General features: G+C 27.8%; 17 protein-coding genes. 3 read left to right on the top strand and 14 right to left on the bottom strand.

What is annotated here, in order from left to right; translation table 11 throughout:
* Positions 1 to 22 precede the first annotated feature (22 nt).
* The 13 genes from ABNT65_RS04345 to ABNT65_RS04285 all read right to left on the bottom strand — a co-directional run bounded on the left by ABNT65_RS04345 (position 23) and on the right by ABNT65_RS04285 (position 16,655).
* Positions 23 to 3,325, bottom strand: a complete 3,303-nt coding sequence (locus ABNT65_RS04345; RefSeq protein WP_348747271.1) for a leucine-rich repeat protein — start codon at positions 3,323 to 3,325, stop codon at positions 23 to 25.
* 593 nt (positions 3,326 to 3,918) lie between these two features.
* Positions 3,919 to 4,833 carry a metallophosphatase gene (locus ABNT65_RS04340; RefSeq protein WP_348747270.1) on the bottom strand — a complete coding sequence of 305 codons (915 nt, stop codon included), beginning with the start codon at positions 4,831 to 4,833 and terminating at the stop codon, positions 3,919 to 3,921.
* 8 nt (positions 4,834 to 4,841) lie between these two features.
* The gene (locus ABNT65_RS04335; protein WP_348747269.1) at positions 4,842 to 5,552 is read right to left on the bottom strand and encodes a 5'-nucleotidase; all 711 of its coding nucleotides are present in this window, start codon (positions 5,550 to 5,552) and stop codon (positions 4,842 to 4,844) included.
* 170 nt (positions 5,553 to 5,722) lie between these two features.
* Positions 5,723 to 7,153, bottom strand: a complete 1,431-nt coding sequence (locus tag ABNT65_RS04330; protein ID WP_348747268.1) for a DUF3526 domain-containing protein — start codon at positions 7,151 to 7,153, stop codon at positions 5,723 to 5,725.
* Between the two features lie 3 nt (positions 7,154 to 7,156).
* Complete coding sequence (locus tag ABNT65_RS04325) at positions 7,157 to 8,560, bottom strand: ABC transporter permease (RefSeq protein ID WP_348747267.1); 1,404 nt, start codon at positions 8,558 to 8,560, stop codon at positions 7,157 to 7,159.
* 1 nt (position 8,561) lies between these two features.
* Positions 8,562 to 9,275, bottom strand: coding sequence for an ABC transporter ATP-binding protein (locus ABNT65_RS04320; protein ID WP_348747266.1), 714 nt, complete (start codon positions 9,273 to 9,275; stop codon positions 8,562 to 8,564).
* An 804-nt stretch (positions 9,276 to 10,079) separates the two neighbouring features.
* Positions 10,080 to 10,253: a hypothetical protein gene (locus ABNT65_RS04315; RefSeq protein WP_348747265.1), complete on the bottom strand. Its 174-nt coding sequence runs from the start codon at positions 10,251 to 10,253 to the stop codon at positions 10,080 to 10,082.
* A 528-nt stretch (positions 10,254 to 10,781) separates the two neighbouring features.
* Positions 10,782 to 11,507 carry a hypothetical protein gene (locus tag ABNT65_RS04310; RefSeq protein ID WP_348747264.1) on the bottom strand — a complete coding sequence of 242 codons (726 nt, stop codon included), beginning with the start codon at positions 11,505 to 11,507 and terminating at the stop codon, positions 10,782 to 10,784.
* 99 nt (positions 11,508 to 11,606) lie between these two features.
* Positions 11,607 to 13,160, bottom strand: a complete 1,554-nt coding sequence (locus ABNT65_RS04305; RefSeq protein WP_348747263.1) for an amidohydrolase family protein — start codon at positions 13,158 to 13,160, stop codon at positions 11,607 to 11,609.
* A gap of 23 nt (positions 13,161 to 13,183) precedes the next feature.
* Positions 13,184 to 14,155 carry an MBL fold metallo-hydrolase gene (locus ABNT65_RS04300; RefSeq protein ID WP_348747262.1) on the bottom strand — a complete coding sequence of 324 codons (972 nt, stop codon included), beginning with the start codon at positions 14,153 to 14,155 and terminating at the stop codon, positions 13,184 to 13,186.
* 17 nt (positions 14,156 to 14,172) lie between these two features.
* Positions 14,173 to 15,408 (bottom strand): dipeptidase, encoded by a 1,236-nt coding sequence (locus ABNT65_RS04295; RefSeq protein WP_348747261.1) that lies wholly within the window; start codon positions 15,406 to 15,408, stop codon positions 14,173 to 14,175.
* Positions 15,409 to 15,528: 120 nt separating this feature from the next.
* Positions 15,529 to 15,969: a MarR family transcriptional regulator gene (locus ABNT65_RS04290; protein ID WP_348747260.1), complete on the bottom strand. Its 441-nt coding sequence runs from the start codon at positions 15,967 to 15,969 to the stop codon at positions 15,529 to 15,531.
* Positions 15,970 to 16,076: 107 nt separating this feature from the next.
* Positions 16,077 to 16,655 (bottom strand): GNAT family N-acetyltransferase, encoded by a 579-nt coding sequence (locus ABNT65_RS04285; RefSeq protein ID WP_348747259.1) that lies wholly within the window; start codon positions 16,653 to 16,655, stop codon positions 16,077 to 16,079.
* Positions 16,656 to 16,892: 237 nt separating this feature from the next.
* Here ABNT65_RS04285 and ABNT65_RS04280 point away from each other — a divergent pair, with 237 nt between their 5' ends.
* From ABNT65_RS04280 to ABNT65_RS04270, 3 genes are all read left to right on the top strand, one after another.
* Complete coding sequence (locus tag ABNT65_RS04280) at positions 16,893 to 17,867, top strand: YheT family hydrolase (RefSeq protein ID WP_348747258.1); 975 nt, start codon at positions 16,893 to 16,895, stop codon at positions 17,865 to 17,867.
* Between the two features lie 104 nt (positions 17,868 to 17,971).
* Positions 17,972 to 19,039 carry a PorV/PorQ family protein gene (locus ABNT65_RS04275; protein WP_348747257.1) on the top strand — a complete coding sequence of 356 codons (1,068 nt, stop codon included), beginning with the start codon at positions 17,972 to 17,974 and terminating at the stop codon, positions 19,037 to 19,039.
* On the top strand, positions 19,036 to 20,220 hold the full coding sequence (locus tag ABNT65_RS04270) for a DUF4105 domain-containing protein (RefSeq protein ID WP_348747256.1): 1,185 nt from the start codon (positions 19,036 to 19,038) through the stop codon (positions 20,218 to 20,220). The genes ABNT65_RS04275 and ABNT65_RS04270 overlap by 4 nt, the downstream gene beginning before the upstream one ends.
* On the opposite strand, the gene aroQ is transcribed toward ABNT65_RS04270, so the two are convergent.
* Positions 20,201 to 20,617, bottom strand: a complete 417-nt coding sequence (gene aroQ, locus ABNT65_RS04265; protein WP_348739890.1) for a type II 3-dehydroquinate dehydratase — start codon at positions 20,615 to 20,617, stop codon at positions 20,201 to 20,203. The genes ABNT65_RS04270 and aroQ overlap by 20 nt on opposite strands.
* Between the last annotated feature and the right edge of the window lie 410 nt (positions 20,618 to 21,027).

Here is a 21,027-nt window from a genome sequence, read left to right as displayed (position 1 = left end):
TTCTTTTCCCTTTTAATATAGTTTATACATCTGCCTTGCCTTCTACAATCTGCTCGTATATAGTTCTTAATTGTGAGTTTTTGTATTGCTTATTATTTTCAAATTGATTGAAAAAACCTTCGTTTTCTAAAGATTGGCTCTCCTCTTCTATCAAGATCTTTAAACATTGCTCTACAGCAAACCATGCTTTGTTTTCGTTTTTAAAGTCCCTTATAGGTTTTGCTGTATACGGTAACCCATTGTATTGCCCTAGATTGTTGTGAGCTGTTTGCCAGTCACAAAAATCAAGAATTATAGGCACTATCTTTTTATTTTGTTCAAATGCTTTTGGTATTTCATACTTAAAAATATAGTCTGTTTTCATAAAGTTTGGGCTCACCATAAAACATACAATATCAGCCTCATTAAAATTGCGTTCTATTTCTTTATCCCATTCATCGGCTGGTTTTAGTTCGGTACAATACCAAGTACCTACTTTACCGTCTCTTTTTAAAGCGGATAAATGATCTAAAAAAGTATTTACCATACTTAGGTCTTTTTTAGAATAGGAAACAAATATTTTTTTCATCTTTTTTATATACGGATTAAATGTAAAGGGTTTGAATTGGACAATGTCAATGGCTTTGGGATTGTTAAAATTTAAAGCTGCTTTTTTATCTAAAGTATAGGAAATCATAGTACTTGACTTTATATGATGCAACTCTTTATACTTAATAAAGTTTGTACCGTTTAAAGAAAGGTACATATCTTCTATAGGTTTTGTTTCTATTAAACTTTTTATCCTGTTTCTTTTTATTTCTAATTTAAATTCTGGTGTTATTAATTCTTTATAAAAACGACTTGTATCAAGTGTTTTTTCATAATTCACTTTTCCTCGTAATAAACCTACATTTTTAGAAGAATACTTTGGTTTTATAGCTCCAATTTTTGAAGGATCATGAATAATTGTTTTGCTATTTAAATACTCTTTATCATCCCAATACAAAGCAATAATATCAAAGAACACTTTTGTTAATTCTTCTGTAACATTCTTAATTGTTTTAGTGGCTTTTATAGAAATGCTAATCGTTAGTTTTTCAAAATCTAATTGAATTAACACTTTAGCATTTTGATTTTGTGTAGTAAAAAGCAATTGGTCTTTCCAATATAATTTTTTCTCAGGGTTGCCTCCATAAAAACAAATTAATTGATTCATAAAACCCAATGGAATAAAATGCTTGAATTTTAAAACAACATCTGGTTTTTGTAAATCGTGAAATAAAAAGTGATGATAGGTGTCTGACTCTGCTAATGGTAAATACCCAGGTATAATATAAGTAGGCTCCTGCCCTGCTGTGGTATCTAGATATACTACTTTATTGGTAATTAAAACGTCTATTAGTTTTTTATAATCTTTTTCAAATAATTTTTCAAAAGCTTGTTTATTTACTTTTCCTTGTTGTTCTTGTACTTGCTGATTAGTAAGTATGTTTTTATAAATAAACTCTACCACCAATACTGGGTTTAACCATGCTATATTCTCTAAAGTAGGTTCATTAGGATAATACAATACTACGCCTTTTTTACAAAGCTGATTTAAACTTGTCCTTAAATAACTATCTCTGTCTTTTTCAGGGGCTGGGTAATGTGCTTTTAATTCTTCTAAAGTAATTGATTTAGGGGTTTTTCTTCTTCCATCATTTTTAAAAGAAGTTATAAAATTGATTAATTCTGCTTCATAGTGAGGAATATTTTTATCTTCTGTTTTTGCAACTATTAGCTCAATGAGTGCTGCTTTTGTATAAGCTAAACTAGCTTGTAGTTTTTCATTTTGTGCTACTACTTCTTTATTTAAGGATATAAAAAACTCATTTTTAATGTTTAAAGATTCCGTATTTTGATTGGTAGTTTCTCTTTTTTCTTCAGATACATCTGCTCTAGTTTGCACTAATAAAATAGGTTCTGACTCTTCTTCTTTTCTAGTATAAGTATAATAGTGTTGCAGTTGGTGCAACCAATAATTCGTATGAAAGTTTATAGTTCCCACATTATTAGTGTCTGGAGCATTTTTTTCATTTTTATTAGTGTTTTGATTCCATAGAATAACATTAATAGAATCATTGGTTAAAAAGGCTTTGTAAATACCATGGTAATAATCTTGCCCTCCAAAATCGTAAAAATTAGCGGTTATTTTCTCTTTTAAGGCACATTGTTTAATGTTTAAAATATGCGTAGAATTGCTATAATTAGCATCTGGTAGTGTTTTATGAACTATATAATGTAAAAAAGACGACTTCCCTGCTGCATGATTTCCTAATAATAAAACTTTAACGGGTAAGGTTGCCGTTGTTAATTTATCTTGTTTTAGTTTTTCTTCTGCTAAGATTTTTTGAATAATGGGTAAATAATTGTCTCCTGATTCTAATTTGATATTATACTTTGCTACTATAGGGTTATTTCCTATGTTTAATTTTTTTAAGTTTGACAATTGATTAAATTGTTTTATCTCGGTAATTTGATTATCACTTAAATCAAGAGTAGTTAAATTAATTAAGTTATCTATATTTTTTATCTCGAAAATTTGATTATCATTTAAATAAAGAGTATCTAAATTAATTAAGATATCTAAATTTTTTATCTCAGTAATCTGATTATAACTTAAAAAAAGAGTTGTCAACTTAATTAATGTACCTAGACCACTAACTTCAGTTATTTGATTTTCAGACAAAAAAATAATCCTTAAACTTGTTAATGCATCTAGGTTTTTTATTTTGGTAATTTGATTATGCCCCAAAAACAGAGTAGTTAACTTAGCTAATGTATCTAGATTTTTTATCTCAGAAATTTGATTAAAATTTAAAACAAGATCAGTTAAACTAGTTAATGCTTCAAGGTTTTTTATTTCGGTAATTTGATTACCACTTAGATAAAGAGCTGTTAAATAAATTAATTCATATAGATTTTTTATCTCTGTAATCTGATTAGCACTTAAATCAAGAGTAGTTAACTTAGTTAATGCATCTAAGTTCTTTATCTCGGTAATTTGATTACCACTTAAATCAAGAGTAGTTAAATTAGTTAATGTACCTAAATTCTTTATCTCAGCGATTTCATTGTTTCTTAAATTTAAATACTTTATCTTATTAAGACTTTCCAATATTGGTATATCTACTAGATTACAAGCTACTATTTTTAAACCTATTATTTCCTTTTGATTATTTAGAAGAAATATATTCTCTTTTCCATAGCCAGTAATCTCATTTTGAGTTTCTACTTCTTTTAGAATAATGTTATACTTCTTTTCTAACTCTTTTATTGCTTCTGGTTTGGTTTCGTTGTCTTTCATCTTCTTTTTATACCGTCATTTTAATATTTAATCTTTAAAAATAGTATTGTTTTTTAGTTTTTAAAGTGTAAGTGCTTATTTTTTTAGCTCTTTTTTGCTTTGATTGGTAGTAGTGGCGTTTATTTTGGTTTTAATAAACTCAATCTCTATAAATTCACTCGATGTTGGTATCCAAAATATTGAATACATTGATGGTTGTATGAATATTTTAATCTACCAGTATACTATTTCGTGATTAACACTACAGAACCTTCCTTCATGGGGAAACATCAAATTGTAAACTTGCAAAACCTTCCTGCACGGGGAAACATCAAATTGTAAACTTACAGAACCTTCCTGCACAGGGAAACATCAAATTGTAAACTTGCAGAACCTTCCTGCACGGGGAAACATCAAATTGTAAACTTACAGAACCGCCATGCACCAGTGTAACAAGCTTCTGTTTTTATTAAAAAAGGCTCTCCTTAATGAAGAACCTTTTTCTATTAATGTAAGCAAACTAAATCTCGATTGCGCTTGCTTTGACACTCTTGTTAATATAGCAAGATTTGATCTTTGACTTCGTTTTATTGACAAATAGGCCTAACCTTTAACTAAACTAGTATCGTAGTTCCTTTTGCAGTTTGGTTGTTTTGTTCATCAAAATAAAAATCTACTCTACCTAAATTAACACCATAAGCACCTACTTGATTTACCAGCATGTTTTTATCGGCTATATTTTTTACAATGGTTGGTTTTGGTAAAAAAGTATGCGTGTGTCCACCAATAATTAAATCTATGTTTTTAGTGGCTTTAGCTAGGTTTAAATCGCATATTTTTTGAGGATTACTTTTATAGTAATACCCTAAATGTGATAAACAGATTATTAAATCGCACTTTTGTACGTTTCTTAACTCTTCTGTGATATCTTGTGTTATTTCTATTGGATTTAAATACCCGGTTTCTTTATACATTTTTTTATCCACCAAGCCTTCTAACTCTATACCTAAACCAAATATTCCTATTTTAATCCCATTTTTTACGATTATTTTATAAGGCGCTACATGCGTATCTAATACCGTATTTTTAAAATCATAATTGGCAGAAACAAAATCAAACTTTGCATTGGGTAATTGTTTGTATAATCCGTCTATTGAATTGTCAAAATCATGATTTCCTATGGTAGCAACATCATATTTTAACATGCTCATTAGCTTAAACTCAAGCTCACCTCCATAATAATTAAAATAAGGTGTTCCTTGAAAAATATCTCCAGCATCTAATAATAATGTATTGGGGTTTTCTTTACGTATCTGCTCTATTAATATGGCTCTTCTAGCTACACCTCCTTTATTTGCGTAACGTCTATGATTACCTTCAAAAGGCTCTATATGACTATGCGTATCATTGGTATGTAAAATAGTAATGTGCTTTTTTGAATCGCTTACAAATGATGGTAATGTTAAACCTCCAACCATTGCTAATGTAGACATCCCTCCTACTTTCTTAATAAAGTTTCTTCTTTTCATTGATTATATTATTTAATGGTTATACGGTTGTCAATAGTGGTTTTTATGGTATCTACTTTCTTAAAATAACTGATGATTGCATCTCTTACTTTACAGTCTATTATGCTTAGCTTTTTAGGATTTTTAAAGAAAACCATATTACTTCCTCCATTTTGTAAATAATCAGACGTTAATACTTTGTAGGTTTTGTTTTTATCAAATTTTTTTCCGTTTATTTTTAAGTTAAAATCAGCTTGATTAATGGATAGCTCTATATTATTTGATAATGGATGTGCTCTTTTACTTTCTTTAAAATACTTGACTAACTCCATCATTTTTTCTCCTGTTATTTCTGCTACAACCAATTCGTTTTCAAAAGGCATTAACTTAAAAGCATCATTAACTCTAATGTCTCCTTTTGAGATTCTAGCTCGCATTCCTCCATGATTAAACATTGCAAAATCAATAAACTCATTTGTTTGTTTATTAAAAATAGGGTTCGCAATATCAAAACACAGGTCTGCTAATAAGTTTCCTAAGCTACTTTGCATTTCTCCATCCGTTTTCACTAAATCTTTAGGAGTATAACTTAATACTTGTTGCATTTGTGCTTCTAGCTTTTCTTTATAAGGGTTAATGACACTATCAATTGTAGATGATGCTTGTATTTTAGTATCTACAGCAATATTTTTTGCTGTTATTTTAGTTAGCTGTGTCTCCTTTTTTTTACAGGAAAACATGGCTAGAAATATAAAAATAAAATACAGTGATTTTGATTGAAACATAGTGTTTTCTTTTTTTATAATAGTTTTGGTTATAAATTCTATACTGTGAAAAAGAGTTAAAAAACCCTGACCATTAGATTTAATTACATTCATTAATCTTATCGAAAAATAATCAATTCCTTTATTTATTCTGATATATTTTGGATTAATTTATTCTTTGAATTTGTTCCCATTATCACCAAAAGCATTACTGAACTAAGTATTAATAGAATTATACCATTCTTCCAAATAGTATTGATTATTCTGTTTTTATAGGTGTATTTAGGTAATTCCTTGTAATTTTTACTGGTGAATTTTTGTCCTTTAAATAACATTGGGACTAAATAATTTCGCCATTCTTCTGAGAATTCAAAAACTTGTTTTTTATAATCGTTGTAATGTTTTTCAGAGGTTCCTGCTAAATTATTTAATGATTGTTGCATTAAAATAGCTGGAGATACGTATTTAAACATTCCTATTAATTGCTGTTGTTTTTGCAATTGCTGATTGTATTCTGCTAATAATGGTTTTGTTTTTTCTTCCATTACTTTTTCAGAGGCAAAATAGTTGTGCCAAAATCCAAATTTTTGATCTTTTTTAGCTTGTGCTAATTCTGGATGGTTACGTAAATACTCTTTTAAAATTTTATTTTGTTTTTCTTCATTCTCCTTTTTAATATCACGAATTTCATTAATCATTTTTAAACGTGATGGTGTAGGATATAATGAGTTTCCTAATTGATTAATCGTTGCTGGTAGAACCAAAACTATTAACAACCAAACACCTACTAAGGTCAAAGCATTTTTAGAGGAATTATTAATTTTAATATTAATGATAAAAGCAACTGCAAACCAAAATAATGTATAGCCAGCTACTATTAATAATAAGCCTAATAGGTTGGATACATTAGTAAACGCCTCAGGTGTAAAAATTCCAATGATAGTTACTAATACAAGTATTACAATAGAGGTAAGTACTATATACCTTATTGCCATTTTATGTAACAACCATTGTATTATTGATATGGGTTGTGTACCTAATAAACGTAGGGTTCCTAGTTCTTTTTCTTTTGATAAAATATTAAATGTAAATGCTATTATTAATAAAGGTAAAATGTAAATAATAACAAAAGCTAAATCAAAATTACCAAATAGCAATTGTATAGGATTCACCATTTCAGCATAATCTAACGCAAAATTATTTCCATATACTGTTGGACTTTTAAAATGCGTGTACATATCACTTTGTCCCGTAGCTATAAAGGATAAGTTATCTGGTTGCATGATTGCTAAACGTGGATAACGATACCCAACTGTCATTGGTTCTGATGGTAATTGCCAATAAGGAACGTCTACTTTTTCGCCTTTTTCTATTTTGGATAATAGTGCCAACATGGTACTATCTTTTTTCTGCAAGTCTTCTTGCATTTTAGCAATATCGTTAAATCTTTTTGATACGTTTTTCTTACCATTGAAAGCGGCAAAAGCAAAAAACAGTATACTACTAATAAGTAAAAAGGTTAACCAATTACTGCGTATTAGTAGCTTTATTTCGTAGGATAAATTATTGATAAACATTACTTATATTTTTTTTGATGAGCTAATTAAACCAATGAATGGTATTAAAAACCATAGTAATAAAAACAATAGGTTTTGCGTATTCTCTTTTATAATTTGAGATAAAGTAGGCGGAACAAACTCAAACGTTGGTAGTTCTTTAAATTTATCAGCACTCATTTTATAGCTCCAATCTCCTGTTTTTGAATTGTCTTTAAAGTCATAGTTCAAAAACTTTTGTGTTTCAATACGATATTTTTCAGCAGCTTTGGTGAATTTCCAATGCAAATTATCACTAGTATTGGCAATATCCATTGATAAAAACCTAGCAGGTATAAACGGCGAAATAAAGGATAACTTTTTATAGGTATTATTTTGTTTTAAAGCTATCGTATTTAAGATATTGTAATGTTTTTCATAAATTTTAGCTTCATGCTCCTCACCTTTTTGCATTCTATATCCATCATAATTAAATGGTAATTGGCTAATACTGTCAACTCCATATTCTTTTAAGGTTGCTTCTTTTAATTTTTTAGCAGCCTCATTCCAAGGGTTGTGTCCGTCTAATCCATTCTTTTTATCTTTTGCTATTAGTGAATTAAATTCTGATTTTGAAGGATATGGATGACTAGTATTTGCGAAATTTGTTGCTATTTTAGGTGTAATAAAGCTAAATACAATCCATACAATTAAACTGCTTACCAATGCCATTCCTGAAGATTTACTCCACATAGAAATTAGTACTGTAATAGTGGTTATAATTAGATAATACAATAGATAAATACCTAAAAGGACTAACAAACTATTCCAACTAAAAAAAGCTAAGTTTTCTATGTTGGATAATACAATACCTGTAATTAAAAAAACAATTAGCGTAAGAATAAAAACAGGAATATACATAGCTATCCATTTTCCTAAAGCTAGTTTTATAGGTGAAACTCCTTGACTTTTTAGTAAGGTAAAGGTTTTATGTTCAATTTCTTTGGTATACGCATTATATCCTATTAAAATAATAATTAAAGGGAATAAATAAATGAGTACAAAATTGATTGAAAGTGTTCCAAAACGTGCTAAACTTGTTTGATCACTGGCTTCATTAAAAGCAGCTTCGTTTCTTTTATGTGCTTCTAAAAAAACAGTATTCCCTGTATACTTCGTTACCCCATAATCAAAGAGTGATAACGCAAACTTAGGTTTAAATGCATACGTTCCGTAGTGAGCTGCTGAATGTGGGTTTTTCTCTCCTTGTGTTTCCCATATAGTTCGTTCTTTAGCTTTAGAGGCTACATACTGTTCGTTGTTTTTTTTGTATTGATTAATACTTGTAATTGTAGCAATTACCAAAAGAACTAATGAAATGGAAATGGCTATTTTAAACCTACCTTCTCTCGTTAATTCTTTTAGTTCTTTAAAAATTATAGTTTTCATATTAACTTACATTTTTAAAGTTCATAATATCTAAGTAAATATTTTCTAGCTCTTTTAATGATAAGTCAGAGGCATTAGAATAGCTTTGTAAGCTACCTTTTCTCATAATTCCAATATGTGTACTTACTTCTTTAGCTCTGAATAAATCATGAGTAGCCATTAAAATAGCCACATTGTTATTTTTCATTTTAGTTAACAATTCAATAAAATCATTGCTTGATTTTGGATCTAATCCAGAAGTAGGCTCATCTAGTAATAATACACTAGAATCTTTTGCTATTGCTAGAGCAATTCCTACTTTTTGACGCATTCCTTTAGAAAAAGTTTTTACTCGTTTATCATGCGCTTCTTCTTGTAAATCTGCTTCAGACAAGTATAGTTTTAATTCTGTTTTATCAAATTTTTTACCTGATAGTTTTGTAAAATAATCTAAATTTTCAACAGCGGTTAATGTTGGATATAACATTAAATTTTCCGGAATATACGTTAACGAGTTTTTAGTTTTTATAGGATTATTAGCTACATTTAATCCATTAATTTCAGCAGTTCCTGAGGTAGGTTGTGTGAAATTTAAAAGCATATTTATAGTAGTTGACTTCCCTGCTCCATTTGCTCCTAAAAGGCATAATATTTCGCTTTGATTTACCTTTAATGAAAGGTTATTTACAGCAGTAAAATCACCATATTTCTTGGTGATGTTTTTGGTAGTAATCATAGTGTTAAAGTTTGTTGGTATATAAATTGATACTGTTTTTGTAAACCTTGTATCAAAGTTTAATCTTAGTATTTTTTATAAAAGGTAAGTGTACTTCATAGGTGGAGGCCTTCCAAATAATGAATTGTATTTGTTGTTTATAATAACAATACAAACGTATTCTGATATTATATTTTTACTGAATATTTGCTTACTTATAAGCAGATTATAACTAAGCAAAATATCAGTTGTTAATAATACTTTATTGGTAGTAATCACAAACTCACAAACTTCACAATCATCATTATGGTCATTCAAATCATGAGTTAATATATGGATATTCAAAAACTTACTACTTATAAAAAGTAATAGGCAAATTATTGTAATATGTTTTTTATAGTTTTTCAATAGTACAATATTAACAAAAAAACTACTAAGACTAAATTAAAATAAAGACTTTAACGTTTATTAAAATAGGGATTGAAAAGCATCACAACAATTTTAATCAATACGCATTACACTATCCAATAAAGGTGGTAGTCCACTGGGGTTCATAACATCATTATCCCAGTGACTTAATACACAACTAATAAAATTCTCTCTAACTTTTGCTGATACATAATAAACCGTTAAACTTTTTCCACCAGATAAAGTAGATGCTAATAATTTATTTAATCCTTTTAATTTGAAGACTACTTTTTTAACTTTTGTAGGAGCACCTTCAAAATAATGGTTTGCTCCTCTTCTGAAATTAATTTAACTCCCTTTTTAGATTTCGTCATTTCAAACTGATTTTTAACTGCAATATCTGCACTTTCTTTTCTTTTATGAAGCGACCAATTCATTTGTCCATAATAAGGACATTGAACATTTATTTATTCCCATCCACCTACAAGAAACACCTAGTTTTAATTCTCTCCCTACAAAGTTGACTTTACTTAAATCTAAAGAATTATAACATGTTTTTGGTACTTTATTGGCACGAATGAGTTTTATCATTTTATATTCAAAATTCTTTCCTTTTATTTTATTTAAATAATTAAAAGCATAAATTTCTATAATATTCTCTTTATTTTCAGTGATGTAAATATTTCTAATAATTGTACCTCCTCCTCTTAATTTCTCTTTTTTGGTAACTTTATAATTTTTAAAATTAAGAGTAGTATCTGTAGTTTTAGAAACTTTTCTTTTTTAATAACTCTTAATCTTTTAAATAAATCTTCATTTTGACTGAAAGTGTGTTGACTATATAAAATTATCAACACTATGAATTGTATTTTCTTCATTCCTAACTTTAATTTTGGCTACACTTTCAAAATTAAACTGCAAACAAAAAGTAAAAGTCCAGAAACATCTAAATTGCAAGTTTCTGGACATATTTTAAGTTTACCGTTCAACCAAAACAACACCTAAACCATTAATAAAAAAAAGATTTAATGATTTATAACAGAAATGTGTTTTATAAAGTTTATTATGCTTTTTTGCAGTTTTTAGGACTGTTTTGGAGTTTTTTTTAGATGCTAAAGTTTATACATTCAATTTAACTGGTTGTTTATTTTCCTTTAAAATCCATTTTTTCCATTTTTTTTCAAATCCTTCCATTCCATTTATATAATTTTCTTCTATAATTTTCTCATAACCTTTTCTTTTATTAGGTTGTTTTTTATAATCCTTAACAATTAAGTTCAATAAGTTTGGATTATAGATTAATAAAAAATATATTAATGAATTTGATTGAGGATAACTTATTTTATTATTTTTTTGCCAATCTAAGTTTGAGATACTGAAAAATGTTTTTAAATCAAACAACTCTTTATTTCTTATTATATCTTTAAGTGATTTTTCCTGTTTTTGATTTATACCAACATAAAAATCATTATTGTCCTTATAGATAGTTTGAAATAGCGTAGCCATTCCTTCATTTAAAAGAATAGCTTCCCCCATAATTTCTGAATTAAAAATCCGATGAATTGATTCATGCAAAAATATATTCTTAGCTATTGGAGAGTTATTATTTTTATTTATCATGTAAAAACTTCCTTTTTGAGGAGAATAAAAACCTGTTCTACTGATTCTTTTTCTTTTAAGATTTTGAAGTTGATATTTTTCAAAGGATTTTTGATTGGTAAAATAAAATATATTTATTTCTAGCTTATTAGGTTTGTAATCAAAATTTTTGATAAAGTATTTATAAATTTGTTCAACTCCTTCTTCCCATTCTTGTTTACTCTCATTGGAAATCTTATTTTGCATTATATTCCAATTGAATTTCAAATCAATTTTATTTTGTGAAAATGAAAAGCTGCAAAAGGAAAAGATTAATATTATTAATAAAGTATTTTTCATTTTTTACTAGTTTATAATTTTTCCTCTTTTAATTACCATTTTTATTTTTTTTGTGTTTGTAATATTGTCAAGAGGGTTAGCATTAAGTATAACTAAATTAGCTTGTTTACCTTTTTCTATAGATCCTATATTTTTTTCTTCTCCCAATACTTCTGCATTTATAATAGTCGCTGCTTTTAAAGCATCTATATTAGTTAATCCAGCATTAACTAATAATTCTAATTCTTTATGAATATTTATAAATGGTATATTATCTTCTTTAATTGATAAGATATGATCTGAACCAGCACTAATCTTAACCCCCATATCATAAGCTATTTTCGTGTTTTTTACGGCTTTTTTATATCGTAATGAATCTGTAGGCTTAGAAGTATAATAATTTACAAACAAAGTAGCATCTAAAATGCTATTATTCTTCTTCATGGCTTTAAATAATTGCTTTACTTCATATGTGTTTTTATCCCATGAATAACTATTTAGTTTTTTTGCATATGCTCTTGCTTCTTCTCTAGAAGAAAACTCATGACGTTGTTTCACTCCTTCTTGTAAAAATTCATATTGAATCAAATCAGAAGCATGTGACATAACATCAGCTCCTCCATTAGTTACATCTATAGCTTTTGCTGGTCGTATAACTGCATGAGCCCACACCTTTAAACCTTGCTTATGAGCCTCGTTAGCGACTTTTTTAAACACATGTTTATCTACATCTTGGTAAACTTTAATTGCTGTAGCACCAAGACCTTTAACCTGAGAAATAATATCCCTAAAATCTGATTGATTAGTAATTGACATTTGCCAAGATACTTTACCTGCTATAGCTCCTTTTGCAACTGATTGAGGCCTATTATCGTGTTTAAAAAAATTAGGGCCGGCAAGAATAGTTGAAAAAAACACATCTGCCCCTTTATATTCTTCAATTTTCATATTTCTCTTTAATAAAGCTAACATTCTACCATCTCCCCCCATATCTCTAACTCCAGTTACACCTTGCTTTAATGCTAGTTCTAATTTTTTCTGTCCTTCTTTTAAAGTTCCATGAGTAATATGTACATGACCATCAATCAAACCTGGTATAATATACTTTCCTTCTAAGTTATATACTTCTGTATTTTCTGGAGTTTTAATAGTGTTATTATAACTTATTGCTACGATTTTATCGTTCATAATAAGAATATCTCCCTTTTTACCTATATCACTAACGGCATCAATTACTATTGCTCCTTTCAATAAAGTATATGAATCTTCTTTTTTAGGTGGTATTTTTTGAGTATTATTTCTTATAACTTTTTTATTTTTTAATAATTCTTTTAAAACCTTTTTTACTAAATCTGAATTACTCTTTTCAAGCATAAGTTTTAAAGCTTCGTATTTTACTTTTTCATTGGGAGCATTGCTACTAAATTTTGCAACTTTGCTTTTAATGCTTTCTGAGTTGTTAAGCTTATCTGTTTTTTTTATAAATTGTAGTATTGATTGTTTTATTCTATTTGGTATTTGGGCTTTTACGTTTCCTATAGAAAAAAAAATAGTTATTAAGATTATTATATTTGTTCTCATTTATTTTAATTTTTATTACTCTGTTATAATTCAAAAACATCATTAATATTAGCTACTCTAAATCCTAAATTGATAAGTTTTTTAGTTTCATCACTATTATCATTAATTAAAGGATTTGTATGGTTGAAATGAATAAAAACTATTTTGCTTTTATCTTCTTTACTAATTTTTTCAAATTTTTTAAGACTTTCAATAACAAAAGGGTGAGGAATTTGAGAAATGTCTCTATTATTAATCTCTTTACCACTATAAAATGTAGCATCTAAAAAAGCATAATCTACATTTTTGATTTCATCTACAATATCCTTTTCCCATTTTTCCCATTTATCTATATCTGGTATAAATAATGCACTCTTATTAGGCCCTATAATTTTGTAACCAACAGTTTCAGAATATTCATCTCTATGAGGAACTAAAAATGGAATTACTTCAACCTCATTTGATAGTTTAACTATATTATTATTCGTTAATTCTTTGAGAGTTATATTATTTAGCCTAACCAACTGATTCCATGGCCCATTACTTTTAATATATTCCTTCATTCTTGGCATTGTGAAAACTGGAACCTTATTAGCATTCATCGCTTCTTTACCCAAAAACATCAAGCCTGTGTAATGTCCAATATGAGCATGAGTTAAAAAAATACCGTCTACCATTTTGTTGATATTTATATTTTTATACTGTAATAATAAATCTATTTGTTTAGCTATATCTGGACTTGCATCAAATAGGTAAGATTTATTATTTATATTATCTATTACACCTATTGAACTTACCATTCTATCATTCTTAGGTGACTTAAAAAGTGTATCACAGCATTTTTTTTTACAGCCAATTTGAGGAGAACCTGCATCTTGAATAGTTCCTAGTATGACTATGGATATAGAGTTATCTCCTAGATTTTTAGTGCTATTTTTTTCTGGTTTAGAAGAAGAATTTTTCCTTATACAAGAGGAAGCAAAAATTATAAAAAGGAGGAAAATATATTTTTTCATTTAATTCTTGATTTAATCTAATGCTTAAAAATTTCTATTAATACACGTTTAAAGTTATTTCCTAACACCATTTTTACATGTTCATCCGTATATCCCTTTTTTATAAGTCCTTCTGCTATGTCATATATTCTATAAGGATGATTAAGCTTTTCAATAGTTAAAAGGAAGTCTTTATTTGTATGTGTTTGGTATTTTGATGGAGCGTTTTCTAAACGTAGCTTTCTCCAACTTTTCTCTCCATAATCCTCTGTATATAAACCCTGATCGCTTCCAATACCTACATGTTCAACACCTACCATTTGTATTATATGGTCTATATGATTAAAAAAATGATCAATAGTCACTGGTTCATTATTACTAATCATAAAACGTAAAATAGGAATACCTATAACTCCACCAGATTTAGCTAATGCTTTGATGGCTTCATTAGTTTTAGCTCGAGTTACACCTTTAGCTAATGCTCTACATGCACCATGGGTAATCAGTACAGGCTTGGAACTAGATCCTATTGCATCTAAAGTGGTTTTATCTCCACAATGAGATACATCTACAGCCATTCCTACTTCGTTCATTCGTTGAACAACTTGTTTCCCATAATTAGTAATACCTGTATCTTTTTCAACAAAAGCTCCACAACCTAACCTGTTTTTATCATTATAAGTAAGTTGAGAAACTCTTTGACCTAATCCATAAAACATCTTAATATCGTCTAGTGTACGGAAATGATTAGAGTTTTGATTGGTGATTAGCATTCCTATCTTTCCTGATTTATTTACACTTTCGAGTCTCTTTTTTGTATCAATTCTCAAAAAATAATCTGGATTAGAAGCTATAATACTATTTTGATCTGCTATAAATTGTAACATACTCTCATAAGTGGGCTTCATACTCCCCCAACCAAAAACGTTAACACCACAATTCATTACAAAACTGTGATCTTCTCTAGTAAATGAATTTGGGATAGAACTCCAATGATTACTTAGAGGAATATTATTTCTTTTATGAAAAAAATCTTTATAACTACTTAACATATCAATACAACTAGCTTCTTTTACTAGTTGTACAGTTTTTTTTGAATAGTCTGTTAATTTAATAATGTTTCCTAGAGAATCATTTACCTCCATATCATCAATAGTTAAATAACTTTTTTTAGACTTGTTATTCTGACAGCTTGTAAGGTTAGATGATAATGTTAAACCAATAGTTGTTAACCCCATTGTTTTTATAAATGTTCTTCGTTTCGATCTTTTCATTTTACTATTCATTTTCAATTAGTTTTAAATTAAAAATTGGTTGCTTAATACAACTATATATATAAAGCTCTATATTTTAAAAAATTATACTAAATAAGAAAGAACCTTATAGGATGAAATTTATTCAAGATTTTTCATTATTTTGTTTATTGTATCTTTAAGAATTTTTATATGTTCACTAGGTATGTTTTGTTCTGCTTTCATAGTAATAGAATGTGCTATTTCAAGAGCCTGATGTTTTATTTTGATCCCCTTTTCGGTTAAAAAGATTAGTTTATTTCTTTTATCTTCAAGTAAACTTTTCCGAACAATTAACCCTTTTTTTTCTATAGCATTAATTTTGCGAGTAATTGTACTTTTTTCTTTTTTAGCTCTACGAGCAAGTTCTTGCTGGTTTATACCATCTTTTTGCCATAAATAAAATAAAATTCGCCATTGTTCAACTGTAATATCAATATTATTTTCTATTAATTTTTTTTGCAATTTGCTTGAAAAAACTCTCTCAGCAACACTTATCAACCTTGGAGTTGAGTTATAGACATTATTTTTTTTACTCATCATAATTAGTTGCAATATACAACTTTTATTTAAATATGAATACTTAAAAAATGAAATTAATGAATAGAAGACTTATATCATCCTCAAAACATCAAATTTATATTGTATTATTATTTCTTTAAAAAGTACAAAGGATAATCAAATTGATTTGTTTTTTTGAAAATTGAAAATCCAAAGTGTTCGTATAACTTAATATTTTCTAGTGTAGTAGTTTCAATGATTATGGGTAGTTTATTACTTTGATATTTTTCTAATACTTGTTTAATTAACCGATAACCACTACCCTTTCCTTTATTATTATATTTTGTAGCCATTATAATAGGATGAATATGTGGTTCTTTTATATGGCATTTATTAAGTACTATTTCTCTTTTTAAAACTTTAAATATTCTAAATATTCCTATACATTTAAAAGCTAATCGTATATCAAAAAGTATTGTTTTTAAAGTAGTCTTTTTTAAATGTGGATATTGAATTAATAAACAGGTATTTTTAGAAGCTGATAAATAGATATCTCCAAACAGAAAAGTAGTATCTACCAAATACTCCATTAACACTTTTAAGCGTTTTTTTCTGTATTGATCCTGTTTTACTACAAAATTTATGGAATTAGGAATCGTTATTTCTTCAAAAGCATCGCATAAAATTGTAACTATTTGATTTTTGTCTGATACTGTCGCTTTTAACATTTTTAAAGATTCAAATTCTTATTTATTGTAAAAGTAAATCTTTCTTCAAAAAGCATTCATTCTTACTTTACTTTTTGTTTATTTTTTATCATATTTGTGTATACCTGCATTTTGTTATGTAGAGAATCAAAGAATTAACCAATTATTTCCAATACTAAGTTTCCACATTATAAAAAGTTAGAAGTATTGACTTTTGGTTGTTCAATAATTAAAAAACAGCTGCCAAACGTTTAATTTATGCCAATATTAACTACTGATTTCATACCTAACCTACCTTTTAGAAACCCACACTTCAGTACCATATACAGACCTTTATTTAAAAATGATACTATTAATTATCAACGAAAGCGAGTAACTACATGGGATAATGATTTTATTGATTTGGATTTTTCTATGGTTGGATCAAAATCAATAGTGCTTTTAATTCACGGTTTAGAAGGAAGTGCAAATTCTAATTATATGATTACTACTTCTAATGAGCTAAATAAAAATGGATTTGATACCGTTTGTATGAATTTGCGAGGTTGCAGTGGTGAAGATAATTTACTATTAGAAACGTATCATAGCGGTAAAACTGATGATGTAGATTTTATTGTACAATATTTATGTAATAAATATTCTTACAACAATATTTTACTTATTGGTTTTAGTTTAGGAGGAAACTTAACTTTAAAATATTTAGGAGAGTATAATACAATACCTGCTAAAGTTAAAGGAGCTGTGGCTGTTTCTGTACCTGTAGATTTGACTTCTTCTCAAGCTGAATTACAAAAAATTAAGAATAAATTGTACCTAACAGAGTTTTTACGTTCTATGAAATTAAAATTGCTGGAGAAAGCAGAGAAGCATCCGCATTTTAAACTAGATAAAAAGTTACTTTTTAAGGCTACTAAGTTTAGACATATAGAAAAACAATATACGGTACCTGTTTTTGGGTTTAAAAGTTCTGAAGATTATTGGCTAAAGGCTAGCTCTAAACCTTATTTACCTAAAATAAAACATCCTGCTTTATTGATAAATTCTTTAGATGATAGTTTTCTTTCTGAAGAATGTTATCCATATGATGAAGCTAGGAATTCTACTAATTTTCATTTATTAACACCACATTATGGTGGACACGTTGGCTTTTTGTCTTCTTTTTCAGTTGAAAATAACAATTGGTTAGAACAGCAAATTATTCATTTTATTAATGATAAAGTTGATTTGAGTTAATGGCTTAGAATGTTATTGGCATTGTTAAAAAAGCAATATCTATTAAAAAACATAGTTATGTTGTTAGTATTTTTAGATATTTGTACATCATAGAAATTAGACTATTGAAAACACGTTTTTTATTTTTTGCAGTTTTTTTTGTTACTTCTGCCCAAGCTCAGTTTAGAAATTATTCTAATGAATTCTTAAATATTGGTGTAGATGCTGCTGCTTTAGGAATGAGTAAATCAGTTGTAGCAACAAGTAATAATGTTAATTCTGTTTATTGGAACCCTGCTGGATTAGTTGCCGTTGAAGATTATCAAGGATCGTTAATGCATGCTTCTTATTTTGCAGGTATTGCTAGTTATAATTTTGCTTCTTTTGCAATGCCTGTTGACCAAAAAAGTGCTTTAGGATTGGCTATTATCCGTTTTGGAGTAGATGATATTTTAAACACTACTGAGTTAATAGACAGTCAAGGAAATATTGATTATAATAGAATTAGCCTCTTTTCTGCTGCTGATTATGCATTTAATGTAGCTTATGCTAGAAAAATGATATTGGATGGTTTTCAATTTGGAGTAAATGCTAAAATTGTTCGTAGAATTATTGGTGATTTTGCTACTTCTTGGGGATTTGGCTTTGATGCTGGAGTTCAGTTTAAAAGAAATGGTTGGGAATTTGGTTTAATGGTACGTGATATTACCACTACTTTTAATACTTGGGCTATTAACGAAACCGAGTTTGAAAAAGTTAAAAATGCTATTCCTGGAAAGAATCAAGAATTACCTGAAACTACTGAAATTACCAAGCCTAAATTGCAAGTAGGAGCGGCTAAACGTTTTTCTTTTAATAGAGACTTTACTTTGTTAGCTGAAGTTGATTTAACCATGCGTTTTGCTAAAACTAATGATATTATTGCTACCAATTTTGTGAGTATTGAACCTTCTTTAGGATTACAATTAGATTATGAAAAAATGGCTTTTTTACGTTTAGGAGTAGGAAATATCCAAAAAACTTTAGAACTTGACGGAAGCTCTTCAACTGCTATTCAACCTAATTTTGGTGTTGGATTCAAATATAGAGGTGTTCAAATTGATTATGCTTTAACGAATATTGGTAGTGTAGGAAATGCTTTATATTCTAATATTTTTTCTATTACCTTTGATTATAGTTTTTTTAGAAAATGATTATAAAAAAATACCTTACCTTACTTTTCTTTTTTTCTTTTTTTGGTTTTTCAATAGCACAACAAATTCAGCTTTCTAAATTTTCTCAGGTAAGTATAATCACATACGGTCCAGGAGATGCTTTGTATGAAAAATTTGGGCATACCGCTATCCGAATTAAAGATCCTATGTTTCAATTTGATTTGGTATATAACTATGGTATTTTTGATTTAGATGAAGCTAATTTTTATGTGAATTTTACCAAAGGATTTATGAGATATAAATTGGCTAGATATTCATTTCCGAGGTCTTTAAAATTATATGGACAAGATGAACGTTGGGTTAAAGAGCAGGTTTTAAACTTAACTAGATCGCAAAAAAATGCTGTTTTTAAGTATTTAGAAGAAAATGCTCAACCAGAAAAAGCAAGCTATTTTTATGATCCTTTTTTTAACAACTGTTCTACCAAACCAAGAGATGTTATAAAAGAAGCGTTAGGAAAAGCTATTATTTATAATGATGATTTTGTAAAAGAAGATGCTTCCTTTAGACAATTAATGAATAAAGAAATACATACTAACACATGGGGAAGTTTAGGAATTAATATTGCTCTAGGTAGTAAATTAGATAATATTGCTAGTGCTTATGAATATTTATACTTACCCGATTATGTTTTTAATGCTTTAGAAGTTGCTAAGGTTATAAAAGATGGTAAAGAAGAGAATTTAGTATTACAAACAAATACGCTTTTAGATTTTAAAGAAAAAGAGTTGCATGGAGATACTGTGAATCCGTTTCTTATATTTCTACTCCTACTCTTTTTAGGTACTTTTATTACTTATAAAGATTACAAAAATAATACACGTTCAACCTGGTTTGATTTTAGTTTGTTTTTAATTACTGGGCTTTTTGGTATTCTAATAGTTTTTCTATGGTTTTTTACCAATCATTCTACAGCTCCGAATAATTTTAACTTTTTATGGGCTTTTGCCCCAAACTTTATTGTGGCCTTTTTTATCCGTAAAAAAAATCCACCAAAGTGGATTTCTAAATATGTTTCAGGATTATTAATTTTACTATGTTGTATTCCTATTGTTTGGATTACTAAATTTCAATTATTTCCTATTCCTTTTGCTAGTTTTTTTGTTCTTTTAGCTATTCGATATTTCTATACTTTGAAGTCTATAAAAAACTTTGAATAGCTAATTCGTAACTTAATAAACCAAAACCAGTAATTATTCCTTTCGTATTTGGAGCTAAATAGCTTTTATGCCTGAATTGTTCTCTTGCATATACATTAGATATGTGAACTTCAACTACTGGAGTAGTTATCGCTTTAACAGCATCTGCAATAGCTACGGATGTATGTGTATATGCAGCCGCATTTAATACAATCCCATCAAAATCAAACCCAACTTCGTGTAACTTATTTACTAATTCTCCTTCTATATTTGATTGGAAATATTCTAAGTTACAATTACTGTATTTCTTTTGTAAATCTTTATAATATTCTTCAAAAGAGTTATTTCCATATATAGTAGGTTCTCTTTTTCCTAAAAGGTTCAAGTTAGGACCGTTTATTATTATTATTTTCTTCATGTGTTGTTATTCTGTTGGTAAATGTAATAATTGTAATGCAATTAGATTGTTTAGCTTATAAACAATTTTTAAGCATAAAAAAACCCACTCAAAAAATTGAGCGGGAAAATTGCTATGAAAAAGAAAAGAATCTAGGACGTCTCCTAAATCTGTTACAAATATATAATAGTTTAGAAGTATTTTATGTTAAAAAAACATGTTTTTATATACCTAAAACCCCTTAATCAATACTTAGGGTTTTTGCGTACTCAAAAGAATATATGGTTTTTTAAAAAACTAATAATCAAACAATAAACACATTAAAGACTAAGGGTTATCCCTTAGTTTAAAATATTTAACTATAATTTATTTGGAAATTTATTAATAGCTTCAGCGGAAAACCCTTCTAATTAACTAAAATATATGTTGCT

The sequence above is a fragment of the Tenacibaculum sp. 190524A02b genome, assembly GCF_964036645.1.
Lineage (GTDB): Bacteria > Bacteroidota > Bacteroidia > Flavobacteriales > Flavobacteriaceae > Polaribacter > Polaribacter vairaonense.
The sequence above is the reverse complement of the archived record's forward strand: the minus strand, read 5'-3'. Positions and strand labels throughout refer to the sequence as shown.

Coding starts and splice junctions, on each gene's coding strand:
- ABNT65_RS04320 (WP_348747266.1), bottom strand. CDS start 9,275: ATGATTACTACCAAAAACATCACCAAGAAATATGGTGATTTTACTGCT.
- ABNT65_RS04315 (WP_348747265.1), bottom strand. CDS start 10,253: ATGATAAAACTCATTCGTGCCAATAAAGTACCAAAAACATGTTATAAT.
- ABNT65_RS04280 (WP_348747258.1), top strand. CDS start 16,893: ATGCCAATATTAACTACTGATTTCATACCTAACCTACCTTTTAGAAAC.
- ABNT65_RS04285 (WP_348747259.1), bottom strand. CDS start 16,655: ATGTTAAAAGCGACAGTATCAGACAAAAATCAAATAGTTACAATTTTA.
- ABNT65_RS04300 (WP_348747262.1), bottom strand. CDS start 14,155: ATGAAAAAATATATTTTCCTCCTTTTTATAATTTTTGCTTCCTCTTGT.
- ABNT65_RS04340 (WP_348747270.1), bottom strand. CDS start 4,833: ATGAAAAGAAGAAACTTTATTAAGAAAGTAGGAGGGATGTCTACATTA.
- ABNT65_RS04295 (WP_348747261.1), bottom strand. CDS start 15,408: ATGAAAAGATCGAAACGAAGAACATTTATAAAAACAATGGGGTTAACA.
- ABNT65_RS04330 (WP_348747268.1), bottom strand. CDS start 7,153: ATGTTTATCAATAATTTATCCTACGAAATAAAGCTACTAATACGCAGT.
- ABNT65_RS04270 (WP_348747256.1), top strand. CDS start 19,036: ATGATTATAAAAAAATACCTTACCTTACTTTTCTTTTTTTCTTTTTTT.
- aroQ (WP_348739890.1), bottom strand. CDS start 20,617: ATGAAGAAAATAATAATAATAAACGGTCCTAACTTGAACCTTTTAGGA.
- ABNT65_RS04325 (WP_348747267.1), bottom strand. CDS start 8,560: ATGAAAACTATAATTTTTAAAGAACTAAAAGAATTAACGAGAGAAGGT.
- ABNT65_RS04345 (WP_348747271.1), bottom strand. CDS start 3,325: ATGAAAGACAACGAAACCAAACCAGAAGCAATAAAAGAGTTAGAAAAG.
- ABNT65_RS04305 (WP_348747263.1), bottom strand. CDS start 13,160: ATGAGAACAAATATAATAATCTTAATAACTATTTTTTTTTCTATAGGA.
- ABNT65_RS04335 (WP_348747269.1), bottom strand. CDS start 5,552: ATGTTTTCCTGTAAAAAAAAGGAGACACAGCTAACTAAAATAACAGCA.
- ABNT65_RS04310 (WP_348747264.1), bottom strand. CDS start 11,507: ATGCAAAATAAGATTTCCAATGAGAGTAAACAAGAATGGGAAGAAGGA.
- ABNT65_RS04290 (WP_348747260.1), bottom strand. CDS start 15,969: ATGATGAGTAAAAAAAATAATGTCTATAACTCAACTCCAAGGTTGATA.